This is a genomic window from Brumimicrobium sp., assembly GCF_048268645.1.
Lineage (GTDB): Bacteria > Bacteroidota > Bacteroidia > Flavobacteriales_D > Crocinitomicaceae > Brumimicrobium > Brumimicrobium ulvae.
The window spans coordinates 24532-39089 of sequence record NZ_JBLWVE010000016.1; the positions used below are offsets into that span (position 1 = coordinate 24532).

14 protein-coding genes and 2 tRNA genes are annotated in these 14558 nt (G+C 35.0%); 8 read left to right on the plus strand and 8 right to left on the minus strand.

Annotated features, from left to right (window positions below):
- Positions 1 to 217 precede the first annotated feature (217 nt).
- Positions 218 to 1471, minus strand: coding sequence for a T9SS type A sorting domain-containing protein (locus ACN0U3_RS11890; protein ID WP_417266398.1), 1254 nt, complete (start codon positions 1469 to 1471; stop codon positions 218 to 220).
- A 189-nt stretch (positions 1472 to 1660) separates the two neighbouring features.
- Here ACN0U3_RS11890 and ACN0U3_RS11895 point away from each other — a divergent pair, with 189 nt between their 5' ends.
- The 5 genes from ACN0U3_RS11895 (at position 1661) to ACN0U3_RS11915 (ending at position 7360) form a co-directional block, all read left to right on the plus strand.
- Positions 1661 to 3118 (plus strand): ankyrin repeat domain-containing protein, encoded by a 1458-nt coding sequence (locus tag ACN0U3_RS11895; RefSeq protein WP_417266399.1) that lies wholly within the window; start codon positions 1661 to 1663, stop codon positions 3116 to 3118.
- A 5-nt stretch (positions 3119 to 3123) separates the two neighbouring features.
- Positions 3124 to 3624, plus strand: a complete 501-nt coding sequence (locus ACN0U3_RS11900; protein ID WP_299207439.1) for a DUF2271 domain-containing protein — start codon at positions 3124 to 3126, stop codon at positions 3622 to 3624.
- Between the two features lie 15 nt (positions 3625 to 3639).
- Positions 3640 to 5829, plus strand: a complete 2190-nt coding sequence (locus ACN0U3_RS11905; protein WP_417266400.1) for a PepSY domain-containing protein — start codon at positions 3640 to 3642, stop codon at positions 5827 to 5829.
- 78 nt (positions 5830 to 5907) lie between these two features.
- Positions 5908 to 6879: an oxidoreductase family protein gene (locus ACN0U3_RS11910; RefSeq protein ID WP_417266401.1), complete on the plus strand. Its 972-nt coding sequence runs from the start codon at positions 5908 to 5910 to the stop codon at positions 6877 to 6879.
- A 163-nt stretch (positions 6880 to 7042) separates the two neighbouring features.
- The gene (locus tag ACN0U3_RS11915) at positions 7043 to 7360 is read left to right on the plus strand and encodes an OsmC family protein (protein WP_417266441.1); all 318 of its coding nucleotides are present in this window, start codon (positions 7043 to 7045) and stop codon (positions 7358 to 7360) included.
- Positions 7361 to 7408: 48 nt separating this feature from the next.
- On the opposite strand, the gene ACN0U3_RS11920 is transcribed toward ACN0U3_RS11915, so the two are convergent.
- A complete protein-coding gene (locus tag ACN0U3_RS11920) occupies positions 7409 to 8032 on the minus strand; it encodes a TetR/AcrR family transcriptional regulator (RefSeq protein WP_417266402.1) in 624 nt (207 codons plus the stop codon).
- Between the two features lie 56 nt (positions 8033 to 8088).
- On the opposite strand from ACN0U3_RS11920, the gene ACN0U3_RS11925 reads away from it, so the two are divergent.
- Both ACN0U3_RS11925 and ACN0U3_RS11930 read left to right on the plus strand, forming a co-directional pair.
- Positions 8089 to 8958 (plus strand): alpha/beta hydrolase, encoded by an 870-nt coding sequence (locus tag ACN0U3_RS11925; protein WP_299207428.1) that lies wholly within the window; start codon positions 8089 to 8091, stop codon positions 8956 to 8958.
- Positions 8959 to 9151: 193 nt separating this feature from the next.
- Positions 9152 to 9649, plus strand: coding sequence for a hypothetical protein (locus ACN0U3_RS11930; RefSeq protein ID WP_417266403.1), 498 nt, complete (start codon positions 9152 to 9154; stop codon positions 9647 to 9649).
- Between the two features lie 222 nt (positions 9650 to 9871).
- On the opposite strand, the gene ACN0U3_RS11935 is transcribed toward ACN0U3_RS11930, so the two are convergent.
- From ACN0U3_RS11935 to ACN0U3_RS11945, 3 genes are all read right to left on the minus strand, one after another.
- A complete protein-coding gene (locus ACN0U3_RS11935) occupies positions 9872 to 10156 on the minus strand; it encodes a helix-turn-helix domain-containing protein (protein ID WP_299207422.1) in 285 nt (94 codons plus the stop codon).
- A gap of 648 nt (positions 10157 to 10804) precedes the next feature.
- Positions 10805 to 10877: transfer RNA gene (locus ACN0U3_RS11940), tRNA-Lys, on the minus strand.
- Positions 10878 to 11056: 179 nt separating this feature from the next.
- Positions 11057 to 11129: transfer RNA gene (locus ACN0U3_RS11945), tRNA-Lys, on the minus strand.
- A 227-nt stretch (positions 11130 to 11356) separates the two neighbouring features.
- On the opposite strand from ACN0U3_RS11945, the gene ACN0U3_RS11950 reads away from it, so the two are divergent.
- On the plus strand, positions 11357 to 11881 hold the full coding sequence (locus ACN0U3_RS11950; RefSeq protein WP_417266404.1) for a shikimate kinase: 525 nt from the start codon (positions 11357 to 11359) through the stop codon (positions 11879 to 11881).
- Here ACN0U3_RS11950 and ACN0U3_RS11955 read toward each other — a convergent pair.
- The 3 genes from ACN0U3_RS11955 to proB all read right to left on the minus strand — a co-directional run bounded on the left by ACN0U3_RS11955 (position 11871) and on the right by proB (position 14545).
- Positions 11871 to 12227: a hypothetical protein gene (locus ACN0U3_RS11955; protein ID WP_417266405.1), complete on the minus strand. Its 357-nt coding sequence runs from the start codon at positions 12225 to 12227 to the stop codon at positions 11871 to 11873. The genes ACN0U3_RS11950 and ACN0U3_RS11955 overlap by 11 nt on opposite strands.
- 292 nt (positions 12228 to 12519) lie before the next feature.
- Positions 12520 to 13716, minus strand: coding sequence for a glutamate-5-semialdehyde dehydrogenase (locus ACN0U3_RS11960; protein WP_417266406.1), 1197 nt, complete (start codon positions 13714 to 13716; stop codon positions 12520 to 12522).
- Positions 13717 to 13771: 55 nt separating this feature from the next.
- Entirely contained in the window at positions 13772 to 14545 is a 774-nt protein-coding gene (gene proB / locus ACN0U3_RS11965) for a glutamate 5-kinase (RefSeq protein ID WP_299207412.1), read from the minus strand.
- Positions 14546 to 14558 lie beyond the last annotated feature (13 nt).

The following is a 14558-nucleotide window of genomic DNA, read 5'->3' on the forward strand; positions in this document are numbered from 1 at the left end:
TTCATTGTATTTTAGTTGAAAGAAAAAAATCAACTTGCTATTATGGTAAAATTAAAATCCGCTACAATTCTAATTCACCAATGGTGAAATCCGTGATTATCCGCGTTGCTTGCAGTTCTGCTGTGTAAGCTCAAAGCATCCGCGTGTCATTACAGCGCCGTACGACAATGGAGGGAAAAACAATTTTAATTTACGGCATAATTTCCCGATAGATCTTTTAATGAATTATCAATTTCTGATTGAATTGTTTACTTCCAGAAGTAACATTCACCATGTAAACACCTGGCGCGAAAGAATGAACTGGAATATGTTTCACATCAAAGTTAGAATCTTCAACAAAAACCTTTTCGTACATGAGTCTTCCTTCCATGTTCATAATTTCCACAACTGTTGAATTAGAAATCATGTTGTTGAGCAACAATGAAACACTTTCTGAAGCAGGATTAGGGTAAACCAAGACTTCTGCATTAGGTAATCCATTTTCATCTGTTGACAAAGCCGAAATCTTTTCTTTTGTAAACTCAAAATTTCCGTTTGAATTTCCTCCGAATCCTGTAGGAATGACTTTCCAAACATCTCCGGCTTGTGTTTTTACAAAGTAAACGCGGTCATTGACAACAACATAACTCATGGTAGAAAATTCAAACTCCTTCCAATCTGCTCCAATTGTGCTGATGTCAGTAGTAAATGTTTCGGCTCCCCAATCGTTATAGTTGGCAACATCCGTAACGCCATCAATTTGAACGACCTCGGTGTTTGGTCCTGCAATAATTCCAGTTAAATTGTATGGCGTTGGAATAAAACCAGTGTATTTGCCGAAGAATAAATCCCAGTTTTCAACAGTTACTGGTTCATGATCAACAGTTTCTTCATTTTGAATTGAATAATAACCGAAAAGCTTGCCTTGATAGTCTGCTTTGTTGATTGTTGCTTGGACTTCATTTGTACCGTCGAGATTGGCATGTGTGATGTTGAAAGCCCCACTGGCCATATTGTCAATACGTAACTTTCTGTAAGAATCGTCCATTAATTTGACAATGAAAATTGAATCTCCAGAAATAATGTGTGTATTCATGTCATAATTACCCCAACCCACATCAAAAGGATCGTTTGGATTAACATTTTTGTCTAAAGCACCATTAAACCATGTCGTTTCATCGTTGTAGTTTGGTGTCCAGCCAATCAACCCTGTTGTATCAACGTTATTCCAATCGGTAATATCACCATTTGGATAAGGATAAATTAAAACCCCGTTTCCATTATTTGCTCTTATTGAAGTTCCAAAACCACTTACGTCAAAGGATAAATCCCATGCATTGGCCAATTTCGAACCTTGATCTCCATTTTCTAGACTGTACCAAGTTTCATTTGTGTAACCTGATCCAATACTTACCGTTTCTGAAGTCATTTGAGCCTTCGAATATTGGTTTCCTACCAATAGTAATGCTGTTATAAGTATACTTTTTTTCATTGTTCTTATTTAGATTAATTAAAAATAACAGTTGCAAAGGTAGAGCGAGTGTCTCGGAGGAGCAATACCAAAATGTAGGTAATCATTGACTTTTGGGTAAAATACCCTGTTTATGGTATTTTTTAAAAATCTATTTTTCGGACGTATATTTATTCTACCTTTGCCTTATTTAGAATAAATCTAATTAGTATGAAGACAATAATCAGTGCTTTCCTATTTTTAGGAATACTCAGTGTAAACGCCCAACAGAATATTTTTCTGCACAATGATTTTTGGGATGAGGAAACAACCATTAAGCAAGTTAAAGAGGCAATAAAAAACGGAAATGATCCTGTAGCATTTTCTGAATTTAACTTTGATGCAACCGCGTATGCTATTTTGAATAATTCTCCTCTAGAAACGCTCTTGTTTTTATTGGATATAGAGGGGAACGAGGTGACAAAAATCACGCATGATGCTAGGAATTATTTAATGTGGGCAGCCCATCGAGGAAATTATGAATTGACGAAAGTTTTAATGGAAAAAGGCTCTGATATTCGCATTGTAGATGACAAAGGCAATAATTTGCAAACTTTTACTGCAATGGGCGGTGTTACAGATCAAAGAATCTATGAGTTATTTAAAGCTTATGGTTTAAAATTGAATGCTCCAAATCGAACAGGAGCTACAATTCTACATTACTTAGCGCAACATATTGAAGATGTGGAGGATTTCAAATATTTTATAGACAATGGTTTGCATATTAGTGCTAAGGATAAGAATGAAAGCACAGTTTTTCATTATGCCAGTGCTCAAGGAAATATCGATTTGTTAAATCAATTGATTGCTGAAGGCTTAGATCCTAAAGTCATAAATAAAAATAATGAAAATGCTTTGTTTTTTGCTGCCAGAGGAAAAAGACGCTTTTCTAATGAACTTCCAGTTTTTGAATACCTAGTAGGGCAAGGAATAGATCCTAATTTAATCAATAGTTCAGGGAATAATCTTTTGCATTATCTTGCTTCTAGTAATAAAAATGAGCGACCTTTCAATTATTTTATTGAACAAGATGTTGACCTTCAAAAGGTAAATGATGAAGGGAATACGCCTTTGATGAATGCCGCAGAAAGAAACAATAAAGTTGGAATAAACGCCTTGTATGAATTAACCAAAGATAAAAACTTGGTGAATGAAAAAGGACATTCATTGCTGACTTTCGCGCTCAGAAATAAAAATTCAGAATTAGCTGCGCAACAGATCGTAAACGGAGCTGATTTTCAATTGGTAGATCGATCAGGTGACAATTTGATTACGCATTTGGTGGCTACATACGAGCAAAAAAACAAATCGTTTTTTACAGAGTATTTTAAGATTTCTGTTATGAAAGGAGTTGAAGTTCAAAATAGAACCCTTCATTTAGCTACAAGAATTGAAAATGAATTCTTGGTCAATACTTTATTAGATGCTGGTGTGGACATCAACGCTAGGAATAAAGACGGAATAACAGCGTTACAATTGGCTGCAATGAAAGGTGATCACACGGATTTCCTTAAGTTTTTATTGCGTAAAGGAGCAGATAAATCAATTAAGACTGATTTTGATGAGTCGGTTTATGAACTGGCCAAAAGCAATGAATTATTAGGAGATGATTTAGAATTTTTAAAGTAAGCAAAATGAGAAATGTAATTGTATTCATGTTAGGTATGTTGGTATTGGGAAGCTTTGAAGGAAAAGCGCAAACTTTAGGTGGAGATTACAAATGTTTGATTCAACTTAAAAATTACCAAGGAGAAGGAGCATATATAGTAGTTTCTATTGTCACTGCTAAGGGAGAATATGTTGAAACGCTTCGGGTATTGGGAGATGACCATGAATGGTATCCTGACATTAAGTCATGGTATGCGTTTAGAGACAAAAACAGGCATCAACCCAGATTGGATGGTGTAACAGGAGCTACAATTGCCAGCGGAGAACGCGCTGTAGTCACTTTTTCGATTGCGGAAAAATACATTGACAAAGGCTATGATTTACGATTTGAAACAGCGGTTGAAGACAAAAATTATCATACAAAGGATGTTGTAGTTCCTTTAACGAGTGCGCAATTGAAACTGGGTAAATTTGAAGGTAAAGATGGATATATTCGTCAAGTCAGGTTAATTTCTGTTGCTAAATAATCCAGGTTAAAGACGATGTTGACTAAGTTTTGGAGGACCAGTCACTTGCTATTAGCAGTGTTTTCAAGTGTTTTTTTGTTGATTGCTTCGGTAACCGGAATTATTCTCTCGACTGAACCGATAGCCAAGCACATTAATTCCCCAAGCGATAAAGTCGCAGCGGATACTGTAAGTTTATCTGAAATTGTTCCTCAATTAAAAGAGGAGTATATCGAAGTTTTTTCTTTGGCTGTTGATGATGAAAAAGCAGTAAAAATTGATGTTATAGGTTTTGATGAAGAAAAAGATGGAGCGTTTTATATTCATCCGAGTACAGGTGATAAATTGGCTGAAATTCCTCCGAAAAACGAGGTTTATTCTTGGGTAACAACACTTCATAGGTCACTTTTTCTTCACAATACTGGACGAGTACTTATGGGAATTACCGTTTTCCTGCTCTTTTTGATGGCCACTTCAGGAATTGCTCTGGTCATTAAGCGTACCAACGGACTAAAACATATTTTCGCAAAGATTAAGAAACAGAGTAGTGTTCGCTATTACCATACTTTATTAGGACGGTTGACATTTGTTCCCATCGTCATCATGTCTCTTTCAGGAACAGTTTTGTTTTTAAATACGCAATTCGATTCCGCTTTACCCATTGAAAAGGAACATGTTTTAAATCAAGCAGAGCAAATTTCACTTGCCGAATTTCCCATCTTTCAAAAAACAAAATTATCTGCGGTCAAAAAATTAGAGTTTCCATTTTCAGAAGACGAAGCGGATTTTTTTTATTTGGAGTTAAGCGACACAAAATTAAAAATTCATCAATTTACAGGTCAAATAGTAAGTGAGCAAAATGCAACTTGGGTGCAAAATTTAACAGCTTTGTCCTTGACCTTACACACTGGAAAAGGCGCTTGGATTTGGGCTGTTGTTTTGGGCATAATTTCAATCAATCTACTGTACTTCATGTACTCAGGAACCAAGATCGCATGGGAAAGACTGTCATCGAAAACCAAAAATAAAGTCGGTCCAAAGGATGCGGAATTTATTATTTTGGTCGGTTCAGAAAACGGTTCAACACGTAAGTTTGCACAAACACTTCATGCCGCTTTGCTGAAATCTGGAAATTCAGTCTTTACCTCAGAGATGAATCATTATCAGGAATTTCCAAAGGCAAAACATTTAATTATTCTGACTTCTACTTATGGCGATGGAGAAGCGCCTTTTAATGCAAGGAATTTTCTATCCAAAATCAATGCTATTTCGCAAGAAAACAAATTGAAAACGCATGTCATTGGATTTGGTTCCATGATCTACCCGAAATTCTGTCAGTTTGCAATTGATATTCATTCAAGACTATCAAATCACAGTGATTTTGAAGTCGCTACACCGCCCACATTAATTGACGGTCGTTCCTACATGAGTTTTTCATTGTCCATTGAGGAATGGAAGAAGCGCCATGAAATAAATATTGAAATTCCAAGTGAAAATCAACGAAAACCAGTCAGTTTAAGCTCTTTCACCGTTCACCAAAAGCAAATTGTTGATGATGGATACGCCTTGACTTTCACCTTAGAGTTACAAGCAGTGGAAAATCAAAATTTTGAATCTGGAGATCTACTAGCCGTTGCTCCTCCAGGAGATGATTTAGTCCGTTACTATTCCATAGGAAAAACAGAAGAAGGAACTATTTTACTGAGCATCAAAAAGCATCACCTAGGGGAATGTTCATCTTACTTATTTGAAAAAGAAGTAGGAGACTCATTTCCTGCCTATATCAAAGAAAACAAATCCTTTCATTTACCTAAAAAGGGGGATGTATTGATGATTGCCAACGGAACGGGAATTGCTCCTTTCCTGGGAATGACCTCGATGTATTCGAAGCAGAAAAAAACCTTTTTCTTAGGCGGTAGAAATCCATTGAGTTTTAAATTGTACCATAAATTTATCCAACACAACAAATCCACGGAATTATTCAATACACTCCATTTCGCACTATCAAAAGATGAGGGGAATAAGCGCTATGTTCAGGATTTAGTCATTGAAAATAGGGCAGAAGTGGTTTACTTACTCAAGAAGAAGGGCAGCATCATGATTTGTGGATCATTAAAAATGAGAGACGGAGTATTGAAAGAATTAAAAGTCATTCTTGAGGAAGAAAAATTAGCTCCACTAGAAAGTTTTATAGAAAAAGGTAGAATTTTAATGGATTGCTACTAGTATATTGTTGCTGATCATTGAAGCTTTGACATTTCAAAATGGTTAACTTTGTGCTTCAACGTTTTTAAATAGAATCAAATGTTGCAATCCGATTTTAAAGCATTTCTGCTTAAAATAACCAACGCAAAACAAGCTCATGAAATTGAAGTCATTCAATCTCTATGGAGTGGATATGGAAAAATCGTTAGAATTCAATTGGACGGAGCAGCGTTTGAAACAGTTGTGGTTAAACACATTTCTCTAAATGAAGTTGAAGCACATCCAAGAGGGTGGAATACCAACATTTCACACAACAGAAAGGTAATATCCTATCAAGTTGAAACAAATTGGTATGAAAATTACAATCAGCGCTGTACAAGTGATTGCCGAACTCCACAGTTTTTAGGTTCATTTTCGCAAGATGAAGACCAGTGGATTGTTTTGGAAGATTTGGATACTCAATATCCTCTTCGAAAACATCATTTAACAATTCCAGAAGTAAAAGTCTGTCTAAAATGGTTGGCGAATTTTCATGCTACATTTCTCAATGAAAAGCCTGAAGGATTATGGGAAATAGGAACGTATTGGCATCTCGCCACTCGTCCTGATGAATTTGCTTCAATGAAAGCTTCGGATTTAAAAGATAAAGCCAAAGTCATAGATAAAATCTTAAACAATTGTCAATATCAAACCTTCGTTCATGGCGATGCCAAAGTAGCCAATTTCTGTTTTTCGAATGATGGAAACTCAGTTGCTGCCGTCGATTTTCAATATGTTGGAGGCGGTTGTGGAATGAAAGACGTGGCTTATTTTTTAGGGAGTTGTCTTTCGGGAGAAGAATGTGAAAAGCATGAATCGGAAGCGTTAGATTTCTATTTTATGGAGCTTAAAATTGCGAGTAAAGAAAAGCTATCTCCAGCCGAATTTCAACAACTAGAGCAGGAGTGGAGGGGAATGTATCCCATCGCCGTTGCAGATTTCATGCGATTTTTGAAAGGCTGGATGCCGAGTCATGAGAAGGTGAATGGGTATAGTGAAGGACTGGTGGAGGAGGTTTTATTAAGCTTGTAATATGAGTCGAAAACTGTTTAAGCTTCAAATTTTATTTTAAGTTTGAATAATAGAAAATAAAAGAACTCTTATGAAAATCACATTAAACTGAAAAAATGAATTTTTCCATTTTACAGCGCAAAACGAATCAGGATTAAGTCTAGAAATTGATGGCTCTCCAGAAATAGGTGGTGAAAACAAAGGATTTAGACCAATGGAATTAATGCTTTCCGGAATGGCATCGTGTTCTACGATAGATTTATTGCTGATATTGAAGAAACAAAAACAGCTGGTGAGTGATATTAGAATTGAAACTTCGGGTGAAAGATCATCAAGTCCTGCACAAGAATTTACAAACGTTCACCTTTATTATATTCTTACTGGAGAAATTTCTTCTGACAAATTAGAAAGTGCGATTAACTTAGCAATTACGAAATATTGTTCGGCAATTTTATCTTTGCATCCGGATATTAAAGTGACGAGTAGTTATGAGATTAAATGATTAACAAGCATGTTTACTTCATGTGATATAGGAGGTTGGCTGAATGACCTAGAAAATTGAAACCACCTTTTTAAATTCTGTTTTCCCTTTTTCCGTGAGATAAGGATACAACATTAGCAATAAACTTTCGGACTGCTTTTTCATATAATTTTTGTTCATTTCGTTATTATATAAAATGGAATTGTATATCCATGTATTGCTGAACCCAAGCATGTTTTCGATGAGTAATTCTTGCTCTTTTTTAGACGCAAAAGACTTTAAATAATCGCGTTGTTTTAAAGTTTCGAAGAGATAAACATAGCCTTTACTTCGGTCGTGATACACTTTTTCAAAATGAATTTTAATTTTGTTATTCAGTTGTAGAATATGGTACAAATCCGTCCAAATGAAACGATATTCAACCATTCTTTCCATGCTCGTTAGAATATCAGATTGAATATTCATAAAGTTAATTTCTCGTTCTCCAAGTTGTGCCACTCTGGCATCAAAGGCTGAAACCATTTCAAAGTACAAAGCTTCCAGAATATCTTCTCGTTTTTTAAAATGATAATTTAAATTCCCAGAACTCATTCCTAATTCTTGGGCAATCATACGAATCGTAACATTGCTATATCCTGATGAATTGAATAATGCTCTCGCGGTGTTTAAGATTTTATTTTTGGTTTTACTCATTAGTAAACTTGTCCTAAATATAAATAATTAGTAAATTTGTCCTAAAATTAATCAAAATGGAATCATTATTTAAATCTTCAGCAGGGAAAAGTGAAATTTTAAGTCTTTACAATGAGAAATTAGAAGAATTAAATATTGATTTTACCTATCAAACAGTTGCAACAAAATTCGGAGAAACGAATATCATTGTCACGGGGAATCCAGAAAATCCACCAATTTTATTGTTGCATGGATCGAATGGATGTGCGCCAATTGCCCTTGAAACCTATCCGAATTTAAGTCAGCAATTCTGTGTGTATGCCGTGGATGTCTTGGCGCAACCCAACAAAAGTGCCGAAACGAGATTAAGCATGAAAGATGAATCTTATGGAGAATGGGTAAATGAAATTATCGATCAATTGAAACTTGAGAAGGTAACTTTAGCCGGATTTTCCTTTGGAGGTTTGATAATTTTAAAGACACTGGAATTTAATGAAAGTAAAATCAAGGAAGTGTATTTATCTGCACCAGCCTACATTGTGAATGGAAACCCAATCAAGGCGATTTTCAAATTTTTCATTCCTATGAAACGATTTATGAAAACGAAGAAGGAGAAATACGTGGAGAAATTCCTCAAAGAAGTGTTTACCGATCGCGATGAATTTGCCATTAAATTTTTATCTAAAGTGTTCTTGCATTTTAACATGGATTTTACTCCTGTACCAGTTATTACAACAAAAAAAGCACAGGCCATTCAAACGCCAATTACATTAATTGCAGCCAAAAACGATGTAATGTTCCCAGGTGAAAAAATGCTGAAACGAGCAATAAAAATCTTCCCATCGTTAAAAAGGGAATTGCTCCTTGAAAATTCAAAACATGTGCAGTCGAAAAGTGATAATCTAAAGATTGAGGAGTTGATTTTTGGGGATTTGAATGGAAAGTGATGTTTTTATACTGATGTTTTATGGTTTTAACTTCTTAAATACAATCATGCGGTAATCAGACTCAGATTTATGTCTTCTATCCTTAAAGAGATATTTAATTTTTTAATATTTCCTCTCACTAAGCTTCCATCAAAATTACTTTGCGAATGATCAACTATTTTCCCTTACACTTCTTTATCTTCACACCAAAAAAATGCAGACAACTCCCTTAGAATCCATCCTCACCAAGTCCTACAAGGAGGAAATGCTATCCTACATGAAAGCTAATCCAGCTGATTTTATGGAGTTGGTTGAATTGTCTGTGACCGATAAACAACCCTATTCGTGGCGAGCAACTTGGTTGTTGTGGAGTTGCATGGAGAAAAATGATGTGCGTGTTCAAGCGCATGTTTCCACAATGATAAAGCAACTCAACTCTTTTAAAGAAGGACAGCAGCGAAATTTGATCAACATTCTGCTAAAAATGGAAATTCCTGAAGAATACGAAGGTTTACTGTTTGATTCTTGCGTAGCTATTTGGTTGGACATCAAAAAACAGTCGTCTGTGAGAATTAAAGCATTTGAGGTGATTGTTCAGATTGCTAAGAAATATCCGGAGCTGAATAATGAAGTAGATTCTTTAACAGATAAACGATTTGTAGAACCGCTTTCTGCAGGGATTAAGAGGTCGTTTTATAAGTTGATTAGGTGAATGTTTCGTTTTGTTAACCTATCAAAATAGATACAAATCAATTTCAATTAATTATTTTAATTTAAAAGAATCCTATTGAGTTGAAATTCTTTTTTCAAATCCAGACCTGAGTTTGGGCGTTTGAATCTTTCTCAGCTTTTAGCGAAAAATCCCAAGCACTAAACCCCTGACTTTTCGCTAAAAGTGTGTTGATAAGGCAGTAATTGTAGGAAGAACTACTGTTTAGTCGTTGCGTTTGTTGTCTTGTATAATTTTAAGAATGTCATCTTTGATGTAATATGTAATTCCACCCACTTTTGAAAACGGTAAGGTTCCGTTTGTCCGCATGTTCTGTAAAGTCCCTGGTGAAATTGCTAACATACGTTGAACCTGATGAGATTTTAATAGAACGAGCTCAGGCTCCTTATTTACCTTCTCGATGTGTTTTTTTAACACCATTTCAAACTCTTCGATCATTGAATGTTTAAACGCTTGCAAATCTTCCTCTGTTAAAACTGATATATTCATATTGATTTTTATAATTGATTAGATGCAAATAGAAATTAAAAAAAGAACAAAGAAGTAACGCTAATTATTTTTGTAGTTTTTTGGGATCAATTTCAATCGATGTTTTAAGTAATCCATAAAAAATGACGTGTATTGGTTTGATTTGATAAAGTGCTACTGAAAAGAATATGATGGAAAATATATGAATTATTACTTTCCTGCCTTTTTAGAGATATTTTGAGATAAAGGCCACTGTTTAGGAGCAATAAATCATCCAAATCAGCATCAAAACGGATCAGTCGCAAAAGTTGGGGAGGATTCATTCCTCACTTATTCAACAAGCGAGTGATGGATTTAACTACTTTTATGCTTAAAATATTGATGATTTAGTTTATTCCAATTGTTGAAAAAACTTTCAAGTCTAGCTATAGGGCATACAAATCGTTGAATAATCCTAATTCAGATTGACAAGTATTTATGCTTAATCCCCAGCATTTAGTCTTGATCCAAAAGAGTATTAATTTTGACCACCACATAGACCAAGAGATTTATCTATTCAATTGATTTTGATTGATTTTGTGGTTTGATGTAAAACCCTCTATTTATAAGGCTTTCCATTATATTTGGTTGTATTTAACAAAAAAAGCCTCTCGAATGAGAGGCTTTTAGTGATCCCGCTGGGGTTCGAACCCAGGACCCTTACATTAAAAGTGTAATGCTCTACCAGCTGAGCTACGGAATCAAATGTTTTTACTTAGAAACGTTTTTCTTAAGTGGTGATAAAATTACTATTATTGTTTTAAATTCAACCATTAAAGGAGAATAAAATAGTGATTTTGACATTTATTTTTTTGGTGTCAATAATTGACTTAAAATTTTCAAATTAAAAAGCCAACTCGTTTAAAACAAATTGGCTTTTAGTGATCCCGCTGGGGTTCGAACCCAGGACCCTTACATTAAAAGTGTAATGCTCTACCAGCTGAGCTACGGAATCATGTCTTTTACTTGCTCTACAAAAACCGTTGTTTTTGTGTTTTTTATAGCGCGATTGCGGGTGCAAATATAGAGTGTTTATTTAGACTGACAAGGGGAAAACGATTTTTTTTTGATTTTATTTCTTATAAGTAATTGAACTTGCTGATTTTTAAGCGGTAAAAGAATCGAATATTTTTTGATTTCATTTAAAGAATAAATCTAAGTGGAATATTTACATTTGTTGTTATGCAGAATAAACGAATTTTTTTGATTGGATTTATGGGGGCAGGTAAAACAACCCTAGGAAAAAGATTGGCCAATAAATCAGGGTTACCTTTTGTAGATGTAGATCAAAAAATAGAAGCTTATTTTCAATTGAGTATTCAATCGATATTTGAAAAATATGGAGAAGCTTTTTTTAGAAAGGAGGAAAGCAAAATGCTTGAAAAGCTTATTGAGGAATTTCCGCAAGCTATCCTATCGGTAGGAGGTGGGTTGCCGTGTTACAATAATAACATAGAGTTAATGAATCTTTCAGGAACAACTTGTTATTTGCACAGACCTGCAAAAGAGTTGTTTCATCGGCTTAAAAACAGTAAAGAAAACCGGCCTTTGTTAACTGGCAAGAGTGATGCAGAGTTGTTGCAATATATTGAAGTGAAACTTTTAGAAAGGGAAGTGTTTTATTCAAAAGCAAAGATTATTGTCTATAGAGATCAGCAAGATGTATCGTCTCTAATGAAACTGTTAGAATTGACCGCTATTGTTTAAAGTTCATCAACCACTCAATGGCTTGTTCTTCCGTTTTAAATAACTTTGTATTGGTTACTTCTGAACCTTTCAACATTTGACCCATTAATATTTGCATGGGTAAGCTTGTTGCAATAATAGCAGTTGCATTTTCTTCTTTATTTTTCTCGAAGAAATATTCAAAGGCACAATCCGTTGGGAAGACCAAGCTATCTGTAGAATCCAAAAGTACCTTATAAGGTTCACCATTGCTTTGCTCCAAAAAGTAATTGAATTGATTTATGGTCTCTTCTATATCATAAATTGCATTCGTGTTTTTTAATGTAAACACAAAAAAGCCACGTTTATCCCATTTTATATTTGCCACGGGGCTGTCATATTCTTTATTGCAATTCATAGTTATTTTTTGATCAGTATATTCCAAATATATACTTAATATTTAATATAAATAGAAAAATATAGTCTATTAACATTTCTCTTTTTAGAAGTGACTGTGTTTCAGTCTTATCTGATGAGTGGTATGTTTTTTAGGTTAAAACGGTACTTTTGGGAGGTGAATGACGTATTTAGTGAAATTTAGATTGCTTCAAATACCGTCTTATTCTTGTAGGTTTATTAAAAACCCCTCCGTTAATTTAACGAAGGAGTTTTCATAGGATTTATCTGATTTGACCATCACCAAATACATAATATTTATTTGTCGTTAATTGCTTTAAACCTAATGGTCCTCTGTGGTGAAGTTTATCTGTACTAATCGCTAGTTCAGCACCAACTCCCATTGCTCCACCATCTGTAAATCGAGAAGATGCATTTTGATACACAGCCGCACTGTCAATTTGCTCCATAAAAGTCATTGCTTCATCTCTATCTTCGGTCATTATTATCGAAGAATGTTTTCCAGAATGTTCATTGATTTTTTCGATCGCTTCATCTTTCGAGTCGACAGTACCTATCAATATTTTCATGGCTAAAAACTCTTCCTTCCAGACCTCTTCATTGGCTAACTTTTCTTTTCCAGCAAGTACCTTTTGTGTTGTTTCATCTACAATTATTTCAACACCAGCTTTGCTTAAAGTAGACTCTAGGTCTTTTAACTTCGCCTCGTAGGAAGGAATGCTACTATCGACAAGAATATTATCCAATGCATTACATGCAGAAGTTTTATCCGTTTTTGCATTCATTACTACCTTCATTGTTTTGTCCCAATCGGCTTGTGGTGAGATATACATAAAGTTATTTCCTCTACCTGAAATGAGAACAGCACATTTTGCATGTTGTTTCACAAAGTTAATCAGACGTTCACCACCTCTTGGTACAATAAGGTCCAGCTTTTCTGTTGGATTTCTTAAAAATTCCTGAGTTTCTTCTCGGTTCATTTCCAACATTTTGATCCAGTCTTTATCTAGTCCGTTTTCCGCTAATGCTTCATGCCAACATTTTACGAGTACCTTATTGCTATGGTATGCTTCACGACCACCTTTGAGCAAAATTTTATTATTGGCTTTAAATGCAAGTACTGCAGCCTCTATGGTAACATCTGGACGTGATTCGTAGATAATCATTATTGTACCAAATGGATCTGTTTTATTGATGATTTCTAAGCCATTTTCAAGCTTCATTTCTGAAATGTTCTTTCCCACTGGGTCTTCTTGTTCTTTTACTTCACGAATGGCTTTGATCATTCCGTTTATTTTGTCTTGATCTACAACAAGGCGGTCGTAAAGTGCCTGGTCATCTCGTTCGAAAGCATCGAGGTCTTTTTTATTTTCTGCAAGAATTTCTTCTCTTTTGGAATCGATAATGTTCATCATCGATTGTAATACGTTGTTTTTTGTTTTGGTATCTAAAAATTTCATTTCTATTGTCTGTTTTATGTAATAATTTGTAATTTTCTATTGAATGCGTCTGTTGTTAAACGAATTTTGTTCCTACTTTTTTCCCTTCTAGAATATCGATAATGATATCATCTTCTTTACCATTGGCAATGTAGGTAGGAATGTTTTTATTGGCGGTTAATTTGGCGATTTTTAATTTAGAGCCCATTCCACCACGTCCTTCTCCCTCACCTTTTTCTGAAGCTTGAACATATTTTTCTACGTTTTGATCTCCATTTACATGGTGTAATAATTCGGAGTCATCAGCATCAGGATGCCCTGTGTAAAGTCCATCTGTATCAGTTAACATGATGAGCATATCTGCATCAACTAATTCTGCGACTAAGCTGGCCAATTCATCATTGTCTGTAAACATAGACTTGGTGAGTGAAACGGCATCGTCTTCATTGGCAATTGGTACGATTCCTTCGTCCAATAATGCCTCGTAACAGTTGATCATATTGTCTCTGTATACACCAGGAGCAAAGTCACGTTTTGTGGCCAGTACCTGTGCACAACGCATTCCAAAGTCATGAAACATTGAATAGTAGTGTCTCATTAATCTGGGCTGACCTACCGATGAAAACACCTGACGACGTGTGGTTGGATCTACTGCCGAACAGTCTCCTAATACTTCCTTTCCGGCAATTGCGGAACCAGAAGAAACCAGGATTGTGATAATATCACGTTCGTACAGATAGGCGATTTGTCTGACTAGATTTTTTAAAATTGGACCAACGATTCGGTTGTTTTTGTTGGTCATTACGTTTGTTCCTACTTTTATTACTACTCTTTTTTTGAATTCTTGCAAAACTTAATTTGTG